At 65.1% G+C, this 21,740-nt stretch carries 27 protein-coding genes and 1 tRNA gene; 12 read left to right on the top strand and 16 right to left on the bottom strand.

Going from position 1 to position 21,740, the window contains the following annotated elements:
* Positions 1–2: 2 nt before the first annotated feature.
* Positions 3–203 carry a hypothetical protein gene (locus ACZYZF_RS21255; RefSeq protein WP_463744474.1) on the bottom strand — a complete coding sequence of 67 codons (201 nt, stop codon included), beginning with the start codon at positions 201–203 and terminating at the stop codon, positions 3–5.
* 20 nt (positions 204–223) lie between these two features.
* On the opposite strand from ACZYZF_RS21255, the gene ACZYZF_RS21260 reads away from it, so the two are divergent.
* Together ACZYZF_RS21260 and ACZYZF_RS21265 are read left to right on the top strand one after the other, a co-directional pair.
* Positions 224–583 carry a DUF488 domain-containing protein gene (locus ACZYZF_RS21260; RefSeq protein ID WP_463744473.1) on the top strand — a complete coding sequence of 120 codons (360 nt, stop codon included), beginning with the start codon at positions 224–226 and terminating at the stop codon, positions 581–583.
* Between the two features lie 52 nt (positions 584–635).
* Complete coding sequence (locus ACZYZF_RS21265; protein WP_463744472.1) at positions 636–1,286, top strand: GNAT family N-acetyltransferase; 651 nt, start codon at positions 636–638, stop codon at positions 1,284–1,286.
* 16 nt (positions 1,287–1,302) lie between these two features.
* On the opposite strand, the gene mbtN is transcribed toward ACZYZF_RS21265, so the two are convergent.
* From mbtN to crcB (ACZYZF_RS21295), 6 genes are read right to left on the bottom strand one after another with little or no spacing between them, the layout of a single operon-like run.
* Positions 1,303–2,478, bottom strand: a complete 1,176-nt coding sequence (gene mbtN, locus ACZYZF_RS21270) for a mycobactin biosynthesis acyl-ACP dehydrogenase MbtN (protein ID WP_463744471.1) — start codon at positions 2,476–2,478, stop codon at positions 1,303–1,305.
* Positions 2,475–4,049 (bottom strand): long-chain-fatty acid--ACP ligase MbtM, encoded by a 1,575-nt coding sequence (mbtM, locus tag ACZYZF_RS21275; protein WP_463836740.1) that lies wholly within the window; start codon positions 4,047–4,049, stop codon positions 2,475–2,477. The genes mbtN and mbtM overlap by 4 nt, the downstream gene beginning before the upstream one ends.
* A complete protein-coding gene (locus tag ACZYZF_RS21280) occupies positions 4,046–4,315 on the bottom strand; it encodes an acyl carrier protein (RefSeq protein ID WP_055112333.1) in 270 nt (89 codons plus the stop codon). The genes mbtM and ACZYZF_RS21280 overlap by 4 nt, the downstream gene beginning before the upstream one ends.
* 60 nt (positions 4,316–4,375) lie before the next feature.
* A complete protein-coding gene (locus tag ACZYZF_RS21285; RefSeq protein WP_463836741.1) occupies positions 4,376–5,449 on the bottom strand; it encodes a DUF190 domain-containing protein in 1,074 nt (357 codons plus the stop codon).
* On the bottom strand, positions 5,446–5,811 hold the full coding sequence (gene crcB, locus ACZYZF_RS21290; protein WP_463836742.1) for a fluoride efflux transporter CrcB: 366 nt from the start codon (positions 5,809–5,811) through the stop codon (positions 5,446–5,448). The genes ACZYZF_RS21285 and crcB (ACZYZF_RS21290) overlap by 4 nt, the downstream gene beginning before the upstream one ends.
* A gap of 8 nt (positions 5,812–5,819) precedes the next feature.
* Positions 5,820–6,218 carry a fluoride efflux transporter CrcB gene (gene crcB / locus ACZYZF_RS21295; RefSeq protein ID WP_463744468.1) on the bottom strand — a complete coding sequence of 133 codons (399 nt, stop codon included), beginning with the start codon at positions 6,216–6,218 and terminating at the stop codon, positions 5,820–5,822.
* 71 nt (positions 6,219–6,289) lie between these two features.
* Between crcB (ACZYZF_RS21295) and pgm the strand changes: the two genes are divergently transcribed.
* From pgm to ACZYZF_RS21315, 4 genes are all read left to right on the top strand, one after another.
* A complete protein-coding gene (gene pgm / locus ACZYZF_RS21300) occupies positions 6,290–7,924 on the top strand; it encodes a phosphoglucomutase (alpha-D-glucose-1,6-bisphosphate-dependent) (protein WP_463836743.1) in 1,635 nt (544 codons plus the stop codon).
* Positions 7,921–9,183: an MFS transporter gene (locus ACZYZF_RS21305; RefSeq protein WP_463744466.1), complete on the top strand. Its 1,263-nt coding sequence runs from the start codon at positions 7,921–7,923 to the stop codon at positions 9,181–9,183. The genes pgm and ACZYZF_RS21305 overlap by 4 nt, the downstream gene beginning before the upstream one ends.
* Before the next feature lie 55 nt (positions 9,184–9,238).
* A tRNA-Ala gene (locus ACZYZF_RS21310) sits at positions 9,239–9,311 on the top strand.
* Positions 9,312–9,467: 156 nt separating this feature from the next.
* Positions 9,468–9,935, top strand: coding sequence for a tyrosine-type recombinase/integrase (locus tag ACZYZF_RS21315; RefSeq protein WP_463836744.1), 468 nt, complete (start codon positions 9,468–9,470; stop codon positions 9,933–9,935).
* 61 nt (positions 9,936–9,996) lie between these two features.
* Here ACZYZF_RS21315 and ACZYZF_RS21320 read toward each other — a convergent pair whose 3' ends face one another.
* From ACZYZF_RS21320 to ACZYZF_RS21330, 3 genes are all read right to left on the bottom strand, one after another.
* Positions 9,997–10,341: a DUF2510 domain-containing protein gene (locus ACZYZF_RS21320; RefSeq protein ID WP_463836745.1), complete on the bottom strand. Its 345-nt coding sequence runs from the start codon at positions 10,339–10,341 to the stop codon at positions 9,997–9,999.
* A 44-nt stretch (positions 10,342–10,385) separates the two neighbouring features.
* On the bottom strand, positions 10,386–10,565 hold the full coding sequence (locus ACZYZF_RS21325; protein ID WP_463836746.1) for a DUF3263 domain-containing protein: 180 nt from the start codon (positions 10,563–10,565) through the stop codon (positions 10,386–10,388).
* Between the two features lie 90 nt (positions 10,566–10,655).
* Complete coding sequence (locus ACZYZF_RS21330) at positions 10,656–11,267, bottom strand: hypothetical protein (protein ID WP_463836747.1); 612 nt, start codon at positions 11,265–11,267, stop codon at positions 10,656–10,658.
* 129 nt (positions 11,268–11,396) lie between these two features.
* Between ACZYZF_RS21330 and ACZYZF_RS21335 the strand changes: the two genes are divergently transcribed.
* The 4 genes from ACZYZF_RS21335 to ACZYZF_RS21350 are packed head-to-tail and all read left to right on the top strand — an operon-like array spanning position 11,397 to position 14,045.
* The gene (locus ACZYZF_RS21335; RefSeq protein ID WP_463836748.1) at positions 11,397–11,735 is read left to right on the top strand and encodes a WXG100 family type VII secretion target; all 339 of its coding nucleotides are present in this window, start codon (positions 11,397–11,399) and stop codon (positions 11,733–11,735) included.
* A 2-nt stretch (positions 11,736–11,737) separates the two neighbouring features.
* A complete protein-coding gene (locus ACZYZF_RS21340; RefSeq protein WP_463836749.1) occupies positions 11,738–12,028 on the top strand; it encodes a WXG100 family type VII secretion target in 291 nt (96 codons plus the stop codon).
* 15 nt (positions 12,029–12,043) lie between these two features.
* Positions 12,044–13,483, top strand: a complete 1,440-nt coding sequence (locus ACZYZF_RS21345; protein ID WP_463836750.1) for a hypothetical protein — start codon at positions 12,044–12,046, stop codon at positions 13,481–13,483.
* Between the two features lie 13 nt (positions 13,484–13,496).
* Positions 13,497–14,045, top strand: a complete 549-nt coding sequence (locus ACZYZF_RS21350) for a hypothetical protein (RefSeq protein WP_463836751.1) — start codon at positions 13,497–13,499, stop codon at positions 14,043–14,045.
* A 338-nt stretch (positions 14,046–14,383) separates the two neighbouring features.
* Here ACZYZF_RS21350 and ACZYZF_RS21355 read toward each other — a convergent pair whose 3' ends face one another.
* From ACZYZF_RS21355 to ACZYZF_RS21375, 5 genes are all read right to left on the bottom strand, one after another.
* Positions 14,384–14,806 (bottom strand): DUF6319 family protein, encoded by a 423-nt coding sequence (locus ACZYZF_RS21355; protein ID WP_463836871.1) that lies wholly within the window; start codon positions 14,804–14,806, stop codon positions 14,384–14,386.
* Between the two features lie 109 nt (positions 14,807–14,915).
* A complete protein-coding gene (locus ACZYZF_RS21360; RefSeq protein ID WP_463836872.1) occupies positions 14,916–15,608 on the bottom strand; it encodes an HAD family hydrolase in 693 nt (230 codons plus the stop codon).
* Positions 15,609–15,651: 43 nt separating this feature from the next.
* A complete protein-coding gene (locus ACZYZF_RS21365) occupies positions 15,652–16,041 on the bottom strand; it encodes a MerR family transcriptional regulator (protein WP_463836752.1) in 390 nt (129 codons plus the stop codon).
* Between the two features lie 18 nt (positions 16,042–16,059).
* Positions 16,060–17,565: a SulP family inorganic anion transporter gene (locus tag ACZYZF_RS21370; RefSeq protein ID WP_463836753.1), complete on the bottom strand. Its 1,506-nt coding sequence runs from the start codon at positions 17,563–17,565 to the stop codon at positions 16,060–16,062.
* Between the two features lie 246 nt (positions 17,566–17,811).
* Entirely contained in the window at positions 17,812–19,308 is a 1,497-nt protein-coding gene (locus ACZYZF_RS21375; RefSeq protein ID WP_463744438.1) for a potassium/proton antiporter, read from the bottom strand.
* A gap of 79 nt (positions 19,309–19,387) precedes the next feature.
* Here ACZYZF_RS21375 and ACZYZF_RS21380 point away from each other — a divergent pair, with 79 nt between their 5' ends.
* Complete coding sequence (locus ACZYZF_RS21380) at positions 19,388–20,080, top strand: potassium channel family protein (protein ID WP_463745261.1); 693 nt, start codon at positions 19,388–19,390, stop codon at positions 20,078–20,080.
* Between the two features lie 34 nt (positions 20,081–20,114).
* Here ACZYZF_RS21380 and ACZYZF_RS21385 read toward each other — a convergent pair whose 3' ends face one another.
* Positions 20,115–21,368, bottom strand: a complete 1,254-nt coding sequence (locus ACZYZF_RS21385) for an HNH endonuclease signature motif containing protein (RefSeq protein WP_463744437.1) — start codon at positions 21,366–21,368, stop codon at positions 20,115–20,117.
* Positions 21,369–21,438: 70 nt separating this feature from the next.
* Between ACZYZF_RS21385 and ACZYZF_RS21390 the strand changes: the two genes are divergently transcribed.
* Positions 21,439–21,738, top strand: a complete 300-nt coding sequence (locus ACZYZF_RS21390) for a hypothetical protein (RefSeq protein WP_463836754.1) — start codon at positions 21,439–21,441, stop codon at positions 21,736–21,738.
* The last annotated feature ends 2 nt before the right edge of the window (positions 21,739–21,740 follow it).

Raw genomic sequence — 21,740 nt, forward strand, 5'->3', positions numbered from 1 at the left:
TCTCAGGCGTCGTCGTCGCTCGCGGTGCGGGCGCCCACGAAAGCGAGAAGTCGCGGATCTGAGGAGCTGAACCGGTCCACTTCCTCGCCGCCGTCGCAGCGCAGCAAGGAGATCGTGATGCTGTCCGTGGTGCGGGTGAGGACGCGCCAGTGCGCGCCGGAATCCTGCCAGCGCTGCAGATCTGCGACCCGATCGACGCTCATGCCTACTACCATGGCACGGCATGGCGGCGAAAAACCGAGTGCGGTTGGCTCGCGTGTACGCCGAGCCCGAACCCGATGAGGGCCAGCGGGTCCTGGTCGATCGGCTGTGGCCCAGGGGAATGAAGAAGACCGATCCACGGGTGGGCCATTGGCTGCCCGCGGTGGCCCCCTCCACGGAACTGCGTCACTGGTACGACCACAAGCCCGAGCGCTACGACGACTTCGTGGCGCGCTACACCGAGGAGCTGCAGTCCGGTGAGGAGGCCACGGCCTTCGAGGAGTTGCGGGCGCTGGTCAGTGCGGGGCCGGCCACGTTGGTGACTGCCACCCGCGACGTTGAACTCAGCCATCTCACGGTGTTGGCCAAGCTGCTCGCCTGAGCCGGAGGAAGGTAAACCTACCCTCAGTCGCTACGGTAGGCTCGGCGCTCAAATGACCGATTTCGATACCGACGTGGCGGACCTGCCAGGGGCCCCCGTCCTCAAACGCGAGCTGACCGACATCCCCGACGAGGTGCGCGCGGTCGGCGCAGCGCCCATCCCGGTACTGGCCGAGCCGTACGACATCCGGCCGGCCGATGCTGCCGCCGACGCTGAGTTGATCTCGGAGTGGATGAACCGACCGCACCTGGTCGAAGCCTGGGAATACGACTGGGCGCCGGACCGCTGGCGGCGATACCTGCAGGCTCAGCTCGACGGCCAGTACTCACGGCCGTTGATCGCGAGCTTTCGCGGAAAGCCCGCCGGTTACGTCGAGTTGTACCGGGCGGCCAAGGATTCCATCGCCCCCCGCTACGCCGCCGATCCACACGACATCGGAATGCACGCCGCGATCGCCGATCTGAGATTCGTCAACCGCGGGATCGGCCCGATCCTGTTGCCGCGCATCGTGGCCGGCGTGTTCGAGCTCGACCCGGACTGCCGCCGGATCATGTTCGACCCGGACCACCGCAACACCGGAGCCCGACGGCTGTGCGAATGGGCGGGATGCGAATTCCTCGGTGAGCACCAGATGTCGAACCGGCGGATGGCCCTCTACGCGCTGCCGCGTACCCCCGACGACGCCTTCGGCGCCGCCGGGTGACCGCGCCGGGACCGGTTCAGGCGCCGGCGAATTCCTCGTAGCCCTCGTAGTCGGGCTTCATCGCGGCCGCCACCAGTTCCCAGAGCACCTCGTCGGTGCCGCCACCGACCCGGGCCAGCTTCATGTCGCGCCACCACTTACCCAGCGGGGTCTCGTCGACGAGATAGCCCGATCCGCCGAAGATGTGCATGCACTCCGACGCGACCTCCTCGCCCAGACGTGCGGCAGTCACCTTGAAGGCGGCGGCGGCTCGGAGGTCGAGCTTGCCCTGTAGGGCCACCCCGGCCAGGGCGTAACGCAGCAGGTCGACGCGGGCCTGCAGATCGGCGATCCGCATCCGCAGCGCCTGGTGCTCATAGAGCGTGTGGCCGAACTGGCGACGCTTCATCATGCGCGCCAACGTGATTCCGAGGATTCGTTGTGACCCGGAGGCCACCTGCCCCGAAATCGACATGCGTTCGTGGGCCAGGCCCCAGGAGATTGCCGCGAGCCCGGTCCCGGCCCGGGCCACCAGATGGTCGGCGGGCACCCAGGTGTCGATGTGCACCGCGGCGGTATCGAGAGGGCCGTTGCCTACCTTGCGGTAGGGGGTCTGTACCTCGACCTGTGAGGTCGGGACGGCGATGACGACGACGTTGCCGTGCCGGCTCGTCGGGTCGTGGTCGACGTTGCGGGCCACCACCATGATGTGGTCGGCGACCGGCGACAGCGAGACGAACTTCTTGATGCCCTTGATCTCGAAACCGTCTCGTGCCGTGCGGACTTCAGTCTCCACGATCTGCAGATCCGAGCCGCCGGATTCTTCAGAGGCAGCGATGCACAGCACGGCCTCGCCGCGAACGGCTTGTTCGCAGATGGTACGGAGGTGATCGGATTTGCCGAACCGGCGCAGGAGGGCGATGGCCGAATCATGCAGGCTGACACCCACCCCGATGCCGGAAGAACCCGTCCGGCCCAGTGCGAAGGCCAACTCGATCAGCTTGGCCACATCAGGTTGCTGACCGTCGCCCCATTTCTCGGTGAACACCCCATTGCGTCCGAGGTGTTCGATGAGTGCGCGCGGAAAACGTTCGGTCTCTTCGGCTTCGGCGGTCCATGCCTTGACCTGGTCGTCGAACACCCGATCCAGCAGATCGCGGTACTCGTCGAGGGTCGTGGTGGCCGGCACCGGTGTCGGAACTGTGGCGGTCATGACTTCGCTGCCTCCATCTGTCGTTTGACCTCCAGGCGGCGCAGCTTGCCCGAGGAGGTGCGGGGGAGTGAGCCCGGTGTCAGGAACACCACGTCGGCGGGCACTATGCCGCATTCGGAGGCCACCTGCTGGATGACCTGGCTGCGGGCCCCGGCCTCGTCGGCGCCGCGGAACTCCGCCGCGATCACCAGACCGGACCGGACTGCCTTCTCGCCGGCACCCACGGCAACCACTGCGCCTTCGCGAACTCCTTTGACCTGGGCGGCAACTCGCTCGATCTCGGTGGGGAAGATGTTGCGTCCGGCGACCGTGATCAGTTCCTTGGTGCGCCCGCACACCACCAGCCCGCCGTCGACGAAGTAGCCCAGATCGCCGGTGGCGAACCAGTCTCCGGGATTCAGCGGGGTCTGGCCGAGGTAGCCCGACATCATCGAGGTGCCACGGATCTCGATCTCGCCCACCTCGCGGCCGACGATGCCGGCGTTGTCGTCGCCGGGGTGCAGGCGCACTTCCATCCCGGCGATGGCGTCACCGAGGACCGCGAGCTGCTGCTGATTGGAGCCGGCGTCCGTGGTGACGGTGATCTCGTCGAGCACCACGCCGAACCCGGGAACGGGAACCGTGACCGCGCAGGATGATTCGGCCATGCCGTAGGACGGTGAGAGGGCTCCGGGGTTGAAGCCGAAGCGGGCCAGCTCGGTGCCGAACCGGCTCGTGGCCTCACAATCGACCGGTTCGCCGCCGTTGAGGGCGAACCGCACAGCCGACAGGTCCAGATCGGTCAGCCGCCGGGAGTATTTGCCGATCAGTCCGTACGCCATGTTCGGCGCGGCGGTCAGGGTGGCGCGGCTCTCGGTGAGCCAGCGCACCCAGCTGAACGGTGAGGCGGCGAACGCCGCCGTCGGCGCCTGCCACACCTCGATGCCGCGGACTGCGCCGGTGAGCAGGAAGGTCAGGCCCATGTCGTGGTACAACGGCAGCCAGGAGCAACCGATATCGCTGGGCGACAAGCTGATTCGCTCGGCCAGGCCATTCAGATTGGCCAGTACTGCCGATGGTGGCATCTGAGCGGTGCGTGGTGTGCCGGTGGAACCTGCCGTGCCCTGCAGCACGGCGCAGGGACCGGTTCCCAGCGGCAGCGTGGTGGAGCGCTGGGTGTGGGCGACGACGACGTCGTCATGGATCGCGAGGGACGGCTCGGCCTTCTGCAGCAGATTCAGGCAGTCGCCATGGCTGAACACGGTGCCCACCCCGATGGCGGCGAACCTCTCCAGCGTGGAATGCGCCCACTGACCGGCGTCCGCTCCCCGAACGGGACCGGGCAGTACGGAAAGCGCTGCGCCGGAAAGGAGGCCGCCGAGAACTGTCGCGATTCCTTCCACGGTGGGCTCACCGACCACACCGACAGCCGTGGAACCGTCGTTGCCGATCTGTTCGGCGACGTTCTCGGCGCGGGCATACATCTGCCCCCATGGGTGGCGGGTCCAGGCGCGCGCATCCTGGTCGTACACCACGAGATCGGCGTCGCTCGCGGTCAGCGACGCGGCGAGGGCCGTGGCGAGCACGCTCACTGGCTGCTCTGCGCGGCAGGCACTTTCGCCAGGATGGCCGCCTCGAGGTCTCCGACGGTGTCGCAGCTGAGCAGGTCTTCTTCGGACAGGACGACCCCGAGCTTGTCTTCGATCGCCACCATGCCCACCGCGAAGGCCACCGAATCCAGGCCGGCGTCGTCGACGAGGCGGGATTCCCTGGTCACCCGACGGACATCGACGTTCATGTCGTCGCGAAGGATCTCGGTAAGGGCGGCGCTGACCGCTTCGGGTGTTGTCGACTGCATGGGGTCGCACGGTACACGGCGAAGGAAAGCTAGGCTAGCCTTACCAGTCCTGCTGTGGGCTTAGTAACTAAAGCGCGCCAGGTCAGTGCCGCCGAGGCGGTGGCCGGTGTCGACGACAGTTGCCGAGGGCACCATCTCAGCGGTGATCACGCCGTGCTCGCGAGTGAGTTCGTCGATGATCTCGAAGGCTCCGGCGATCCGTTCCGGGGTGTCCACCACGATCGTCGTCACCGGCACCTGCCGCCCGAACTGAAACAGCCGGTCACCGTGCGGTTTGTCCTCGCCGGTGAAGCCCCACACCGCGCGCAGCACGGTGGCACCGCTGGCCGCGCCGCTCTGCATCAGCCTGCGGACGATCGCGCGGTGAACGGGCACTCCGTCGTGGTGCGCGGTCTCCGACGTGTGCACCATCAACTTCTGCCACAGCGGTCGGCCCTCGGCGTCGGAGCCCGGGAGTTCGGCCGGGCGGGTCAGCAATTGCCCGCCCCGCTTGCACAGTTGTGCCCGCTCGACGGTGAGCAGTGGGTTGTGCGCCAGAAGTTCGGTGAGCTCACCGAGCACGGTGTTCACCTGCCCTCCGGTTCCGAGGCCGATGATCATCAACGGCACGTCGGTGTTTCGGCCGAAGAACGCCGCACGTCGACGCCGGCCGTGCACGGTGCCGTCGACCCCGAGGAACACGGTGGCCTCGGCGAACCCGCGCTGATACAGCAGATCGCACACCGCACGGTAGGCCGGAACTCCACCGATCCGGTGATGGCGGCCGACGTACACCGTCAGCTTGGCGAAGTCGGTCACGGTCGGCGCGGGCGACTCGCGGCGGACCAATTGGGCCCGTTCGAGGGTGATCAGCCCTCGGGGAATGAGATTGACGGTCTGCTCGGCCAATGCGGATATCTTGTCGGCGGCATCGACGGCGGCGATGACGATCGGGGGATCCTCCGAGGCGGTCAACGTTTCGTCGGTGCGTAGATGGTGGTGTGGTCCGAAGCTGGAGATTCCGCGCAGCATCACGCTGATCGCGATGTCGCTGTTGCCGTACAGATCCAACAGCGCGTCGGCGACGAAGCGGTTCTCGTGACGCAGTCGCTCGGCGAAATACGCGGTCAGTTTGAGGTAGTCGGTGGTGGTCACAGCCGGCTCCCCAGTGACATGCCCAGCCACGCCGCGGTCAGGCCGAGTGCGACGCCGACGACGATATTGCCCACCGCCGGCCAGATCCGGCGCTCCTCGCCGAGCCGCTGGGTTTCCAGCATCCAGGTGGAGAACGTCGTGTAGGAGCCGACGAATGCGGTGCCGGCCAGTAGCGCGGCGTGTGGGTTCAGCGCCAGGCCGCCGAGGAAGCCCAGCAGAAAGGCGCCGCTGAGGTTGACCGCCAGGGTGCCGAACGGGAAGCCCCGGGAATGTCGGGCGGACACTGCGCGGTCGAGCATGAACCGGCAGACCGCCCCGACGCCGCCGAGCAGCATCACCCCGGCCCAGACGACGGCGGTCATCGGGGCACTCAACCTCGCACCATGGCTCGCCGCACGAGCGCGGTCGCGATCGCCACTGCGAGTAGGCCGGCAGCGATGCTCGCCGCGGTGTAGCCGGCGGCCAACGCCCAATGACCATGTTCGAGCATCGTGATCGTCTCGACCTGCATCGTGGAGAACGTGGTGAGCCCGCCACACAACCCCGTGCCCAACAGCGGCCGGCGGTAGCTGGACACGGGCAGCCGCTCCAGCAGGCGGGTGGTGAAGTAGCCGAGCAGGAACGCACCGACGATGTTCACGATGAAGGTGGGCCAGGGCCAATGTCCGGGATCGTGGGCCGCGAGCACCGCCAAGCCGGCGCGCGCCAGGGTGCCCAGGGCACCGCCGGCGAACACCGCGGCCAATTCTCGGGGATCGTGGCCGAACATAAGCCAAAAGTATGGCGGCTAGTGCGCGACTAGCGGGCACCGACATTCGTTCGGGAGCACAATCGGGAACCATGGCTGCCAATCCCCGTGCCGGGCAACCGGCTCAACCCGAGGATCTGATCGACATCGCCGAGGTGGTGACCGCCTACTACACCAGGCGGCCCGACCCCGATGACATTGCGCAGCAGGTGGCGTTCGGCACGTCCGGGCACCGCGGCTCCAGTCTGGACACCGCATTCAACGAAGGCCACATCCTGGCCACCACCCAGGCCATCGTCGAATACCGGGCCGCGCAGGGCACCACCGGACCGTTGTTCATCGGCCGCGACACCCACGCCCTGTCGGAGCCGGCCTGGGCCTCGGCCCTGGAGGTGCTCGCAGCGAACGATGTGGTGGCCATGATCGATTCGGCCGATCGCTACACCCCGACGCCCGCGGTCAGCCACGCCATCCTGACTTTCAACCGGGGCCGAGATGCAGATTTGGCCGACGGAATCGTCGTCACCCCCTCACACAACCCGCCGCGCGACGGCGGCTTCAAGTACAACCCGCCCAACGGCGGGCCCGCGGACACCGACGCCACCGGGTGGATTGCCAAGCGCGCCAACGAGATCCTGCGTGAGGGGTTCAAGTCGGTGAAACGCATGCCGCTGTCGAGGGCATTGCAGATGGCCCAGCGTCACGACTATCTCGATGCCTATGTCGCGGATCTGGCCAATGTGGTGGACCTGCACGCGATCCGGGCCGAGGGAATCCGCATCGGGGCCGACCCGCTGGGCGGGGCCAGCGTCGACTACTGGGGCGCCATCGCCGACCGGTACAACCTGGACCTGACCGTGGTGAACCCGCTGGTGGACGCAACCTGGCGGTTCATGACCCTGGACACCGACGGCAAGATCCGGATGGATTGCAGCTCACCGAATGCCATGGCTGGGCTGATTGCCAACCGGGATTCCTACCAGATCGCCACCGGCAATGACGCCGACTCCGACCGGCACGGCATCGTCACTCCCGACGGCGGGCTGATGAATCCCAACCACTATCTCGCGGTGGCCATCGACTACCTCTACACCCATCGCCCGGAATGGCCGGCAGCCACCGCGGTGGGCAAGACCGCGGTGAGCAGTTCGATCATCGATCGCGTGGTGGCCGGGCTGGATCGCAAGCTGGTCGAGGTGCCCGTCGGGTTCAAGTGGTTCGTCGACGGGTTGATCGGTGGCGGGATCGGCTTCGGCGGTGAGGAAAGTGCGGGGGCCTCGTTCCTGCGCACTGACGGTTCGACCTGGACCACCGACAAGGACGGCATCATCCTGGCGTTGCTGGCCTCGGAGATCCTGGCGATCACCGGCTCGACGCCTTCGCAGCGCTATGCCGAGCTGGCCGAACGCTACGGTTCGCCGACCTATGCGCGGATCGACGCGCCGGCCGACCGGGAGCAGAAGGCCCGGCTGGCCAAGCTGTCGCCCGAACAAGTCAGCGCCACCGAACTGGCCGGTGAGCCGATCACCGCCAAGCTGACCGCGGCGCCCGGCAACGGCGCGGCGCTGGGCGGATTGAAGGTCACGACGCAGAACGCCTGGTTCGCCGCACGGCCGTCGGGCACCGAGGACGTCTACAAGATCTACGCCGAGTCCTTCCTCGGAGCCGACCACCTGGCGGAGGTGCAGGAGGCCGCCAAGGACGTGGTTAATACAGTCATCGGGTGAGCGTTAAGGAGGGGGACTGTCAGAGCGACGCCAAGCCGAAGCTGCCCGGTGAAGTCTGGGTCCTGATCGTCGCCAACGCCGTCATCGCGCTCGGCTACGGCGTGGTGGCGCCGGTGCTGCCGGCCTACGCCCGCCACTTCGGGGTCAGCATCAGCGCCGCGACGTTCGTCATCACTGCCTTCGCGCTGATGAGGCTGTGTTTCGCGCCGGCCACCGGGGTGTTGATCCAGCGGCTGGGGGAGCGCCGGATCTACGTCTGGGGCTTGCTGATCGTCGCCGTCACCACCGGCGCGTGTGCGTTCGCCCAGACGTATTGGCAGTTGCTGCTGTTCCGGTCGCTGGGCGGAATCGGGTCGACGATGTTCTTCGTGTCCGCGTTGGGACTGATGATCCGCGTCAGCCCGGAGGATGCCCGCGGACGGGTGGCCGGCCTGTTCTCTTCGGCGTTCCTGGTCGGCTCGGTCGGAGGGCCGGTGCTCGGCAGCCTCACCGCGGGGCTCGGCCTGAATGCCCCGTTCGTCATCTACGGGGTCGCGCTGTTGGTGGCGGCCGCCGTGGTGTTCATCAGCCTGCGGCACTCGTCGCTGGCCGCACCCGCGCCTGAGGAAGGCGCCAAGGTGACGGTTCGCACGGCGCTGCGCAACCGTGCGTACCGGGCGGCGTTGCTGTCGAACTTCGCGACCGGCTGGTCGGCGTTCGGCCTCCGAATTGCCTTGGTGCCGTTGTTCATCGTCGACGTGCTGGGTCGCGGTCCCGGAATGGCGGGACTCGCCTTGGCCACCTTCGCCGTCGGCAACGTGTCCGCGGTGATCCCCAGCGGTTACCTGTCGGATCGGGTGGGGCGGCGCCTACTCATGATCGTCGGGCTCACCGCGGCCGGGATCTCGACGGTGATGGTGGGGTTCACCGACGGGCTGATGCTGTTTCTGGTGAGTGCCTACATCGCGGGATTCTCCACCGGGATCTTCACCGCGCCGCAGCAGGCTGCCGTGGCTGACATCATCGGCAACAAGGCCCGCGGCGGCACCGCGGTGGCGACGTTCCAGATGATGGCCGACGTCGGTTCGATCGGCGGCTCGCTGCTGGTCGGGCTGATCGCGCAGTACCTGTCGTTCTCCTGGGCCTTCGTGATCAGCGGGGTGATCCTGTTGATCGCCGCGGTCGGCTGGATCTTCGCTCCCGAGACCCGCGGGCGGCCTTCCGCGGAGCACACTCCGGCCCGCGCGCTGGGTCCGGAGGCCGGTGGAGAGGTTCCCTGACCAGCGATTTTGAACCTAGGGTGGCGGTGGTGTAATTTCGTGGGGCACGACAAACGGGGCTATGGCGCAGTTGGTAGCGCACCACACTGGCAGTGTGGGGGTCAGGGGTTCGAATCCCCTTAGCTCCACATTTAAAAAACCCGCTCTGACTTCGGTCGGAGCGGGTTTTTTGGTTTTGCTGGAGAGCGTTTGGCTGTTGTGACTCAACTTGGTCCTATCGTCGTGGAGATCGCGGCCGAAACACCGATGTGCCCGTGGCCCGAGGATCCGCGCGCACACCTCCGATGACCGCAAATCCGCCGATGCATTCGTCGCCGCCATCGACGCACAGCGCGACCCAGCCTGCACTCGAAATGCACGGCGTCGACCCCACACCCCGCAAGCGGGCCGCCAGGACTGAGCTGACGGTCGCCAGCTGGGTGCGTCACCACGTCGACCACCTGACCGGCGTCGAACAGTCCAGCATCGACAAATACGAGGATCACCTCCGCAACGTCATCGAACCATTCTTCGGCGAGATGCCGCTGGCCGCGCTCGGCGAAGAAGATCTGAGCCGCTGGATCAAACACATGGAAACCACCGGCGGGCGCAAGGGCACCAGGCACGCTCGCAAGACCATCGCGAACAAATACGGGCTCCTGTCCAGCGTTCTGAATGCCGCTGTGCCCAAGCACATCCCCGCCAATCCCACCTCCGGTCGGAGCCTGCGGAAGGTCGGTCGTGTCGTCGGCGACGATGACCGCACCAGCTGACGCGCCGCAGCTGACTTCATGGACGGAATGCTCGACTAAACCTTGCCGAATCCGTCCGCTATCAGCGCCGCGACTTCAGGGTGTGGTTGATCGCGAACGCGGCCCAAATGATGGTCCACATGAGCCCCCACAGGCCCCAGAGGACTCCGAACGTGGCGCTCATACTCGCGGCCCCGGGATCATCCGAGTTGCCTCCGCCGATAAACAGAAATAGGCACGGGATCGCAGTGCCGAGGAACGCGAAGATGGCGAGCAGTGCGAACCCATAGTGAATCGTGAAACGGCGTTCGCTGCCGGGCGCTGCTGGGCCACCGGTCGCGGGTGCGGTCGCAGTGGTCCATTGCTGGCCATCCCAGTAGCGGGTGGTCCCTGATTGATCGGGGTACCAGCCTGCGGGTGTTGTCATGCGCAAATCCTAGGGCGCGCGGCTTACGGCGGTGACAAAATTGCTTAGAGGTTGACTCGGCGCCGTAATCGGTTGGCGTTCACGGGGTTGTAAGCCACTGCCGCTTCGGTCAAGATCAGTTGATTGAGCTTCTGGTAGTAGCGGACCGGGTTGAGGCCGAGCGCCCGGATCGCGTCCTCTTTGCCGCCTGCTGTGGCGAACCACTGGCGTTCCAGGTCGAGCATTGCGCGCTGCGGCGGCCGGATCCACCGGCACCGGGCCGCGCTCGCGGTGCGCCAGCTCGTGGGTCAGCGTGCAGCGACGTTCTGCCTGTGTCAGCGTGCGGCACAACCAGATGCGGGCGCCGCGCTGCAACCCCATGATCTGGTCGGGCAGTCGGTGTCGACAGGACAGTTGAACGTCAGTGTGCTCGTCGCGGTGTGCGCCATGGATGCCAGAGGCCCTCGATCCCCATGTTGCTGGACAGTAGGGGGCGCCGACATGGAAACCTTGGGTGGAGCCGAATTACACTGCCGCAGTTCTACTTTCGGCGAAACCCACTGAGATTGTCCCCGCACCCCGTTGACTGTTGTGTAGGCGTACAGAATGCGCGGCAATAGCATCAAGAGGAGGAGCAGGATGTATACGAAGAGCGCGGCGCTAACGCCACCGATGACGCCGCTAACCACCGTCGTGCCAGGTGGTGCGAAGGCTAACGCCGCTACAAGCACGGCAGCATTGATGAACGCCAACATGATCGCAAACAGGAGGCGTGTCGCACTTTCAGCCATGGCGTCTTTGTCGTCGTGGGCGTGGGCGTAGCCCTCTGTGAACCAGTCGCTGAGCTTCGGCCGCAGGTTTGGTATCTGCGCGAACACGGCCAAGAGGCTGCTAGCGAGCAGGGCATCGGCGGCTAGCAAGGAGCCCGCATTGGCGAGGCGGCTCACCCCGATAGAGTTCGAACTGCTCCACACACCAGTCGCAACCGCGGCCTGAAATTCACACACCGCGAGTCAACTGAACTCGGGGCAGTCCCGTCCTGGTTGTAGGCTGCTTTGGGCGAAAGGGGGCAGGCTGTGCCGAGTTATGCTGGTGGGGGCAGGGATAACGAGTTGCGCGTTCAGGCCGAAACGTTGGGCAGCGCCTCGGATCAATTGCAGTCGATCGCTGATGAGTTGCGCGATGAGTTGCGTCGGCTTGTTTCACACGCTGACCGGGTAGTCGACGGTTCGTGGCGGGGCGAAGCCGCATCGGTATTCGCCAACGAATGGCACGAGTTCCGGGAGACGGCTGAATCGATCATCGAAGACGCCGATGTGATAGCCGGTCTGGTAGCCCTGAGCGTCAACCGTTACGTCAACGAAGACGAATCCAGCGCTGAAATGTTGCGGGCTACGTGGTCAGGGCAGGTGTGACATTGGCTGGTTACACCGTGGATGTTGATGCACTGCAAGATCTTCAAGTACAAATGCAGCATTTTTTGGCCAAAGCTTCTGAGAGTCTGGCCATTGTAGAGGGTCTTATAGCCCGGGTCTGTGAAGGTTGGGACGGCACTGCTGCCGCTGCCTACCAACGTCGCCACCGCGAATGGGTCGACGCGCTGGGCGACATGAACGACTCGGTTACCGACTTCAAGACCTGGGCGAGTGAGGCCGAAGAGGGCTACCGCGAGGTCATGGAGATCAACCTGCGTATGGCGCAGGGATAGAACAGGTCGTCGTACGTGGGCGTTTGGGTCGTCGATCCCGACTGGTACTTCACCACCGCCGAGGTTCTGGGACGCGCAGCTTCTGAACTGGCCGGCGCTGCCGGAACCGTAGCAGCTGTCGCGGATTTCGCGAGCCTGCACATGGCGGGCAACGACCCGATCGGAACCGGGTGGGGTTCGAAATACGATGCCGGTGCGTCCGACACCGTTCAGGGCGTGGTGTTGCTCACCACGGCGTGGTCGGCGCTGGCCGGTCGCATCTATCAAGCTGGGGTGAACCACGCATGGGTCGAGTTTCGCAATGGCCGGGGTCGGCTGCCCGTGCCGGCGAACCTGCCGCCCGAACCTGCCATCTCTCAGTTGAGTCTAACGATGCAAACATCGGTGGGCGGCAACGGTATTGGCCTCGATGAACTGCTTCCAGGCTTGCTGGAGATGCTGGGCCGAGAAACTCCTAACGCCAACACGGACAAGCTCAACAATGCCGTCGACGCGTGGAATCAGTTAGCCGTGGACATCACTGAAGCGGTCGACAAGGTAATCCGGCAGACACGTCGCCCCGATCCGTCGTTGCCTGACGCGACTGCTTTCTATGACTCGGTCATCAAAGTCAGCGCGCCGGGGGACGCATTGGCTGCCGATGCCCGGGCTCTAGGCTCGCTCACCGGTGGTTTTTCAGCTGGTGTGATCATGATGCGCCACGCCATCGACCGGGAGGCCAAACTAACCGCACTCGCGCTCGGTGGTACCGGAGTAATATCCGTCGGCGCTGCGGGGATCACCGGTGGGTTTTCGATCCGAGCCGAGGCTGTTGTGGCGCGGCGGCTCATTCGTGGTTCCTCGAACAGGATCCGTGGATACATCAACACCCTGCAGACCACCGCGACACTCATCAACACCTTCTCGCCGGTCTTTGAGCCGGTCATGAAATCGCTTCTTGAGGGAGAAATCCTTATCCCTTCCGTCGGGTATGAACGCCGACCTGACGGCACACTCAAACCCACTGTCCGCTATTTCGACCGGGCTAAGTGGGCGGCCTGGCAGCGTTACCTCGAACGGGGCGGCGACTGGGATATTGATCGGTGGAGCAAGGCCTACGATCAACTCCTGGAAAATGCTGCCAACGGCTGGTGGTATGACCAACTGGTCGCCGACATCATGGGGTACGACACTGACGAGGGCTGGCGACACCAATACTCCAATGCCACGATCGTGCCCGGCCGACGGTGGGACTGGGCCCATCTGGTCGAGGGAAAGCCGGACGAGGTAGTCGAGAATAAGAGCGGCAGACTTGATTTCAATCAGCTACGAGACGATGAGGAAGCTCTGCAAGCGGGCCTGAACGTCACGTACAACATCAACAGCAAATTCGCCTACAGCGAAGCGGAACTCGCCGAACTGCAGCGATTGCAAGACGAGTACCCAGACCAGTTTCGCGTGAACCGGTTACCCTGACGGAGAGGCAACCATGGGCAGCACATTTGACTACGTACCGATCCAGCTGACGAAGGCGTTCCGCGACGCCCAAGCCGACGAGAAATTCCAAGGCTGGCTCAAAATGCAAGATGCCGCGATGGGGATCGTGTTTCCGGTCGAGGATCTGCCAGAGGTCCGCGACGCTATGTTCACCAAGGACAGCCTCGCCCTGGCCGAAGCCAAGCTGACCGATCTCTACGACAGCAACCGCGCCGCGTACACCGGTGATGAGAACGTCCACCGCACGATGCGCTTCGTCTACTACATCGGCGAGACCTTTCGCCGTGCATTCGAAGGCGCTTGGGTTGCAATCCCACCTCAAGAAAGCACTCCTGAACAGGACACCCCGTTTCCGGGCATCGACGTTCCGTTCCGCGAGGGCTTCATCCAGCCGACCCAGCTCATCCACTTCGCGCTCACACGCCGCAGCGGCATCGAGATCACGCGCGTGTATGGCCACATGGAACGCGCCTACAGCAAATGGCAGCAGGCAGGACGCCCAGAACGCATCTTCCGCGGCACCCTGCGCGAAAACGACTGACCAACCAAACAGCCGGGTTCCATCCACCAGCGCAAATACTCGCTGACCTGAGGTTGACCCCGTTCTGTGGACATCCCGATGGCTGGCTCAGTGCTGGCAGGAGTGGATGCAGGTATGGGGGCCGAGCGCAAAAATTACACCCCCAAGCGCATAGTGGTCTGCAACGAGCTTCGAACCCTTGGGTGCCATACAGGGGTTCGAATCCCGCCGTTCCGTCAAGGTCCATCTGGGGTAGCGGCAGCGTTGCGTCTTCCAAGCCCGATGGGGGAGTCAGATCCTCTCGGCCAGGAACCGTCGGCAGGCGCTGCAAGCCTAGAACGGAGTGGCACCCTCTGCCCTCACTCCAAGTCAGACAAGGCTTTTCGCGCAGCTTCGAGTTCTGCCTCCAAGGCGGCCACTTTGGCAGCCTGCTGGGAGCGCGCCTCTTCGATCACCTCGTCGATCGGGGTGGAGAGGTCCACGTGTAGTTCCTTGGCCGCGCGGGAGACGGCGGCAGCCGCGACCGCAACATTGCGCGCCAGGTAGGTGGTGCCCTGCTTGAGTTCGGCATGCCATTCACCGTCGGCGGTGCCGGTGACGGTGAGGGTCAGCTCGATGGTCTTGGCCTTCTTGCCAGCTGCTTTCTTGGCCGGCGCCTTCTTGGGCTTCTCGTCGACCTGGGCTTCAGCGGCGGGTGCGGCGCTGTCGGTCGGCGCAACCACGGCGTCCGGAGTGTCGGCATCGGCGGTCAAAGTTTCTGGGGCCAGGGCGTCTACAGTCATCGTCACGGCGAACTCCTTTTCGAACATCGCTTACGCTGGGCGGTCTGGCGGTCGGAGACATTAGAACACACGTTCGACGTCTGCGGTCAAGTTGGCGCGCCCGCCACGCTCACTTTGTCCGATGGGCGGACTCGGCGATCCGGGCGGCGATGACGGTAGTGTCCAGACGTCGGAGGAGCTCGAGTGGGTCATCGAAAACTGCTTGTGCACCCGCCTTTTCGAGTTCGCAGTCGGCGACGCCGCCGCACCGCAGACCGATGAAGGGCACATCGGCGCGAGTGGCAGCTTCGCCATCCCACACCGCGTCGCCGACAAAGACCGCCCCATCGGCGGAAACGCCGGCCCGCCCGAGCGCCACCTGGACGATGCCCGGGTCCGGTTTGGCCGTGTCGACGTCCTTCGAGGACGTAGCCGCGAAGATCACGTCGTCGCTGTCGAGAATCTTTCGGGTGATGTCGAGTTCGTCTTCGGGCGCGGAACTGGCGAGAACCACCCGCACTCCGTTGTCGGCGAGGTGGTGCAGCAACTCGCGAGCGCCTGGGAGCTGCACGATGAGATCCGCACTGTCCTTGTAGAGACTGCTGTGCCGGTCCTTGAGGCGTTGCTGCACAGCGTCACTCGCATCCCCGGACAAGTTGGCCACCAGGGTGCTGCCGTCCATGCCGATACTGCGGTGGATCCGCCAGGACTCCACGTCGATGTTCTCGTCGCGGAACGCGCGCGCCCACGCATGCACGTGCAGGTAGTTCGTGTCGACGAGCGTCCCGTCGACGTCGAACAGGACCGCAAAAGGTCTCGACATCGGCATGCGCGCGGTATACCCGCCTGCCCGCAGGTCAAACGGCTCAATCGCGATAGTCCGCGAGTTGCTCGGTCAGTTCCTGCGCGTACGCCAGTTGTCGGCTGAGTTTGGCGCAGGCGTCCTGCGCGCGCGTATGGCATTCGGCCACATAGGTGGTGGCCTCGGTGCGCTGCGCGGCGGACGCGGTGGGGGAGTTGAGGGTATCGAGGGCGTTGAGCAGCTCACGCATTTCGTCGAGGCTGAAGCCCAATGGTTTCATTCGGCGGATCGCCAGCAAGCGGTTGACGTCATCGGCGGTGTACAAGCGGAAGCCGCCCGCGGACCGGGCCGAGGGGGTGACGAGGCCTACCTCGTCGTAGTGGCGAATTGTCTTGATGGACAGTTCGGTTCGCGTGGCGACCTCGCCGATCTGTAGATGATCCTGATTGCTCAATGATTTTCCTGTGACGGTTCAGTGCGCCGCGGTCAATTGGCCGCTGAGCCGCGCGTGACGTTCTGCGCTGTTCTCGTTCATCCCGATAATGGTGACGGTCTTGCCCTTCGCGGCGTATTTGGTGGTGATGGCGTCAAGCGCGGACACGGTCGATGCATCCCAGATATGGGTCTGGCTCATGTCGATGATGATGTTATCGGGGTCACCGGCGTAGTCGAATTGGTAGACCAGATCGTTGCTGGAGGCGAAGAAGAGTTCGCCCCGGACCGCGTAGACGCGGGTGTCGTCATCGGGATGGTCGATGGCGACGACCTCGGTGAAGTGAGCGACGCGCCGCGCGAACAGGACCATCGCGGTCAGCGTGCCGACGGCGACCCCGTAGGCCAGGTTGCTGGTCGCCACGGTGACCGCCACCGTCACCAGCATGACCGTGGTTTCGCTCTTGGGCATGCGCCGCAACGTTCTCGGGTTGATGCTGTGCCAGTCGAAGGTGCCGACGGACACCATGATCATCACGGCGACCAGTGCGGCCATGGGGATTTGGGCCACGATGTCGCCGAGCCCGACAACCAGACCGAGCAGGAACGCACCGGCCAGGAACGTAGAGATCCTGGTACGGGCACCGCAGGCCTTCACGTTGATCATGGTCTGCCCGATCATCGCGCAGCCGCCCATGCCGCCGAAGAATCCGGTGACGATGTTGGCCACACCCTGACCCAGCGACTCGCGGGACTTGTTGGAGTGGGTATCGGTGATGTCGTCGACGAGCTTGGCCGTCATCAGCGATTCCAGCAGGCCGACCACGGCCATCGCCAGCGCGTAAGGCGCGATGATCCCGAGGGTCTCAAGAGTGAACGGGACGTTGGGAATGAGCAGCGACGGCAGGCTCGACGGCAGCTGCCCCTCGTCGCCGACACTGGGAATCGACCAGCCGAATCCCACGGTGGCGGCGGTGAGCACCACGATGGCGACCAGTGGAGCGGGGATCGCGGTGCTCAGTTTCGGGAGCGCCACGATGACGGCGATGGCGACCGCGACCATGGGATAGACCAGCCACGGCACCCCGAGCAGGTGAGGCAGCTGGGCCAGGAAGATCAGGATTGCCAAGGCGTTCACGAATCCGACCATCACACTGCGGGGCACGAACCGCATGAGCTTGGCGACTCCCAGGCCGCCGAGCACCAACTGCAGCACACCGGCCAGAATGACCGTCGCGATCAGATAGTCCAGACCGTGACTGCGCACCAACGGCGCCACCACCAGGGCGACGGCCCCGGTAGCGGCAGAGATCATCGCCGGGCGCCCACCGACGAGCGCGATCGTCACCGCCATCGTGAACGAGGCGAACAGGCCGATGCGCGGGTCCACGCCGGCGATGATTGAGAACGAGATTGCTTCGGGAATCAGGGCCAACGCCACCACCAGGCCGGCGAGCACCTCGGTGCGCAATCTGCGCGGCGAACGGAGTGTGGCGAGCACCGATTGCTGTTGGTGAGGCGGTACCGCATCGGTCGATCGTTTCAACACAACTCCGTTTCAGCGCCCTCAGTCCAACGCGGAGGGCAAATACGGGCACAGTCGAGACACGCGTCGTTGCGTGAAAGGTATTGCCAGAACATGTAATCGATTCACGGTCGCAGGGCCCGTGGGCGCGGGCGTGCGGCTGCCACGTTCGGCGTCGTAGCTGAACTCTACCCCTGGGGGAGGGTTGTGTTTCAAATCGGCAGGCGCGGATGTGCTCGATCCCACATCGGCGTCGGCACGGCCGCCTCAGTCCTCGTGCCCGTATTCGTCGAACCAGTAGGCGAGTTTGCCGCGCCGGCTCACCGCGCGCATCCGGGCCTCGGCCGCGTGCCGCGTCTTGCTCGTGGTGACGATGAGCAGTTCGTCGCCGACGGCGATGCGGGTGTCCGGTAGCGGGACGAAGGTACGGCCGTTGCGGATGATCAACGTGATCACCGCCGGGTCCGGTAGTCGCAATTCCAGGATGGTGACGTTGTGCAGCCGGGAATGCGGTTGCACGGTCATGGTCAACAGTTCGGCGTCGAGCACGTCCAGCGGTGCGGCTTCGACCTGTATCTCGCGGGTGATGTCGCGGGTGATCAGCCCCAGCGCGTTTGCCACGAATCGGATGCTGGGCGCCTGCACGAGGGTGAAGATCACCACCAGGACGAACACGATGTTGAGCAGCCGGTAGCTGTCGGGCACGCCCGCGACGATCGGAAATGTGGCCAGCACGATGGGCACCGCACCGCGGAGCCCCGACCAGGACAGAAAGAGCTGTTCGCGGAACGGGATCCGGAATCCGGTCAGCGACAGCACCACCGACACCGGTCGGGCGATCAGCAGGAGCACCAGCCCGATGACGATTGCCGGGATGATGTCGCCGGACAGGTCGTGTGGATTCACCAGCAACCCGAGGAGTACGAACAGCCCGATCTGGGCGAGCCAGCCCACGCCCTCGGCGAAGGAACGAGTGGCGGACTTGTGCGGCAGACCGGAGTTGGCGAGGACCACCGCGGACAGGTAGGCGGCGATGAAACCGCTCGCGTGGGCACTGCCTGCGGCGGCGAATGCGATGAAACCCAGCCCGAAGGTGGCGATCGGGTAGAGACCCGAGGCGGGCAGCGCGATACGGCGCAACGCAAATGCCCCGGCGAACCCGACGGCCAGGCCCAGCAGAGAACCGGTGACCAATTCGTAGAGCAGATCGGTGATGGCGCCCTCGGGGTGGAACACGAACGGCACCACGCTGAACGTCAACACGAGGATGACCGCGGGCGCGTCGTTGAAACCGGACTCGGCCTCCAGCAGCCCGGCCAGCCGGCGGGGCAGCGGCAAAATCCGCAGCACCGAGAACACCGCGGCCGCATCGGTGGAGGAGACGATCGCTCCGAGCAGCAGCGCGAGTTGCCAGTCCATACCCAGCAGCAGATGTGCGCCGACGGCGGTGATCGCGGTACTGATCAAAACGCCGAGAGTGGCCAGCACGCCTGCGGGTGCCAGTACCCCTCGGATATCGGAGAACCGGGTGGTCAAACCGCCCTCGACGAGCACGATCGCCAGCGCCGTGGTGCACACGTTGCGGGCGAGTTCGACGTTGTTGAAGTCCAGCCCGATCCCGTCGACGCCGAGCACCATGCCGACCAGTAGGAAGAACAGCAGGCTGGGGAACCCGATCCGGGTCGCCACCCGCGTGCCGATGATGCTCGCCAGCAGGACAACGCCGCCGGTGAGCAAGGTCAGGTACAGCTGGTTCAGACTCATCGGGAATTAGTTAATCAGGGCGAAGGGCCGTGAGTGGGCCGTGCGAATAGGCGAAAATGGTTGAGTGGCGGAACGGAATATGCGAGTAGTGGTTGCCGGGGCGGGCAATGTGGGTCGTTCCGTTGCGCGGGAGTTGCTTGAGAACGGCCACAAGGTCCTGCTGATCGAGCAGCTGCAGCGCCGCTACGAGCCGCACACGGTGCCGGACGCCGACTGGTTGTTGGCTGACGCCTGCGAGCTCTCGGCGATGGAAGATGCCGGGATCGAAACCTGCGACGTGCTGATCGCCGCGACCGGTGACGACAAGTCCAATCTGGTGGTCGGGTTGCTGGCCAAGTCGGAGTTCGGGGTCCCGAGGGTGGTGGCCCGAATCAACGACATCCGCAACCAGTGGTTGTTCGGTCAGGACTGGGGCATCGATGTCGCGGTGTCGACGCCGGGCGCTTTGGTGGCCGGGGTCGAGGGTGCTATCGACGTCGGACACCTGGTGCGACTGATGATGCTGCGCGGGGGACGGGTAGAGCTGACGAAACTCACGCTGCCGCACGATAACCCGGTGGTCGGTCAGCGGGTGGACCGGTTGAATCTGCCGGCGGACACCGCGTTGGTGACGGTAGTCCGTGGAGACAAGGTCCGGTTGCCCCAACCTGACGATGTGCTCGAAGCCGGTGACGAGCTTCTGTTCACCGCCAACCGCACGTCGGAGAATTCGCTGCTGACCGCTATCCATGGCGGTCAGTTCCTCCGGGAAGTGGTGTCCGACGAGCCGTGACGCGCGCGATCTGGCTTGTCACGAAATGGCGACGCTAGTTCGTCGACGGTGGTGGTTGGGGTTGGAAGGGTTGGTACCACCACCAGTCGGCGCGTTCTCCGGTGGGACCGGGGCACGGTGGGACATCGGGTGGGGGTGTGGTGGGTGGACGGGCCAGTGATCCGCCGTGCAGTGTGCGGCCGCGGTCATCGGTCACGATGAGCAGGTCGGCGGGTCCGGTGATGGTGATGCCACCCCGGTGATGCAGGCGGTGGTGATACGGACAAACCAATGCCAGGTTGTGCAGTTCGGTGGGGCCGCCGTCTTCCCAATGCACGAGGTGGTGGGCGTGCAATCCGCGGGTGGCCCCGCAGCCGGGCACCACACAGCACTGGTCGCGATGTTCGAGGGCTCGGCGGAGCCGGCGGCTGATCGCCCGGGTGCTGCGGCCCGCGCCGATGGGCTGGCCGGACCGTTCAAACCAGGCTTCGAAGATGGCATCGCAGAGCAGGTATTGGCGTTCCTCATCGGTCAGCACCGGTCCCAGATGCAGTGCGGCGACTGGCTTGTCGCCGTCCTTGTCCAGGTCGACATGCACCGCCACCGTGGTGTGCAGCCCGTGCGGACGACGTGCCGCCTCGGCGTCCCAGCCGGCATCGACCAGACACATGAAGGCATCGACATTGTTGGGGAACGGCCGTATCGGATCATCGCCGGCGTCATGTTCGCGTTTCCAGTCCGCGATCAGCCCCTCGTGATGAGCCCGGTGGGCGGCGTCGAACTTGGCCGCTTCGATTCGAGGCAGGCGGATTGTGTACGTGGTGTGCCCGTCGGCTTCGACGCGGGTGAATGACCGCTGCGGTTCGGGTGTGGGTTCGGGTTCGGGGCGTGGTTCAAGCTTGACCGCTGTGCGCAGCTGATTGACCGTAGCCACGGCGGCCAGCTCCGCGTAGTGCTCATCAGATCCGTCGGCAGCATTCTCGGCGATCACCCCGACCTGATCCAGCGACAGCCGGCCCTCCCGCATTCCTTGTGCGCAGAGGGGAAACTCCTCTAGCCGACGTGCCACAGCCACCACGACCTCGGCGTTGCGTGGGCTGATGCCGGTCTTCCAGGCCACCAATGATTCGACCGAGCGGGCACCGGTGGCGCCGCACAACTCGTCACGGTCCAGTTCGGCGACGATCTCGATGATGCGGCCGTCGATCGCATTGCGTTGACCGCACAGCTGCGACAACTCGTCGAACAACACCTCGGTGCGCTGTGCAGGATTCACCACCGTGGCGAATGCGGCTGCGGTGGAAGGCATAACGCAATCAAAGCAGAAGGGTACGACAAGTTCTGGGCTCGGCGATGGATCGCGCTTTATGCTCGTGCGCATGGACGCTGAAGACGCCGAGGAGACCGAAGCACCGGAACGCCGGCTGGTCATCAGGGTCAACTCGAACGCCAAGATGTCGCGTGGGAAGGCCGCGGCGCACGCCGTACACGCCGCGCTCAAGCTCTACGGCATCGAGTACGTACACCCGGTCATCGTGATCGGCGGCAAGCCCGATGAGATCCTGGCTCAGACGGTGCACGTGCGCGACGCCGGGCGCACCGAGCTGGAACCTGGCACGTTGACCGCGGGCGCGAGTTGGGAGTACAAGGACCGCGCCGACCCCGACACACCCGAGTAGGG

Source organism: Mycobacterium sp. IDUB_24, from assembly GCF_055419385.1.

Bases quoted from the DNA above. Each gene is read 5' to 3' on its own strand.
- ACZYZF_RS21375 (WP_463744438.1), bottom strand. From the start codon at position 19,308: ATGAGTCTGAACCAGCTGTACCTGACCTTGCTCACCGGCGGCGTTGTC.
- ACZYZF_RS21260 (WP_463744473.1), top strand. From the start codon at position 224: ATGGCGGCGAAAAACCGAGTGCGGTTGGCTCGCGTGTACGCCGAGCCC.
- mbtN (WP_463744471.1), bottom strand. From the start codon at position 2,478: ATGACCGCCACAGTTCCGACACCGGTGCCGGCCACCACGACCCTCGAC.
- ACZYZF_RS21385 (WP_463744437.1), bottom strand. From the start codon at position 21,368: ATGCCTTCCACCGCAGCCGCATTCGCCACGGTGGTGAATCCTGCACAG.
- pgm (WP_463836743.1), top strand. From the start codon at position 6,290: ATGGCTGCCAATCCCCGTGCCGGGCAACCGGCTCAACCCGAGGATCTG.
- ACZYZF_RS21255 (WP_463744474.1), bottom strand. From the start codon at position 203: ATGAGCGTCGATCGGGTCGCAGATCTGCAGCGCTGGCAGGATTCCGGC.
- crcB (WP_463836742.1), bottom strand. From the start codon at position 5,811: ATGACCGCCGTCGTCTGGGCCGGGGTGATGCTGCTCGGCGGCGTCGGG.
- ACZYZF_RS21315 (WP_463836744.1), top strand. From the start codon at position 9,468: ATGACCGCAAATCCGCCGATGCATTCGTCGCCGCCATCGACGCACAGC.
- ACZYZF_RS21325 (WP_463836746.1), bottom strand. From the start codon at position 10,565: ATGCTCGACCTGGAACGCCAGTGGTTCGCCACAGCAGGCGGCAAAGAG.
- ACZYZF_RS21390 (WP_463836754.1), top strand. From the start codon at position 21,439: ATGGACGCTGAAGACGCCGAGGAGACCGAAGCACCGGAACGCCGGCTG.
- ACZYZF_RS21265 (WP_463744472.1), top strand. From the start codon at position 636: ATGACCGATTTCGATACCGACGTGGCGGACCTGCCAGGGGCCCCCGTC.
- crcB (WP_463744468.1), bottom strand. From the start codon at position 6,218: ATGTTCGGCCACGATCCCCGAGAATTGGCCGCGGTGTTCGCCGGCGGT.
- ACZYZF_RS21360 (WP_463836872.1), bottom strand. From the start codon at position 15,608: ATGTCGAGACCTTTTGCGGTCCTGTTCGACGTCGACGGGACGCTCGTC.
- ACZYZF_RS21280 (WP_055112333.1), bottom strand. From the start codon at position 4,315: ATGCAGTCGACAACACCCGAAGCGGTCAGCGCCGCCCTTACCGAGATC.
- ACZYZF_RS21320 (WP_463836745.1), bottom strand. From the start codon at position 10,341: ATGACAACACCCGCAGGCTGGTACCCCGATCAATCAGGGACCACCCGC.
- ACZYZF_RS21350 (WP_463836751.1), top strand. From the start codon at position 13,497: ATGGGCAGCACATTTGACTACGTACCGATCCAGCTGACGAAGGCGTTC.
- ACZYZF_RS21380 (WP_463745261.1), top strand. From the start codon at position 19,388: ATGCGAGTAGTGGTTGCCGGGGCGGGCAATGTGGGTCGTTCCGTTGCG.
- ACZYZF_RS21355 (WP_463836871.1), bottom strand. From the start codon at position 14,806: ATGACTGTAGACGCCCTGGCCCCAGAAACTTTGACCGCCGATGCCGAC.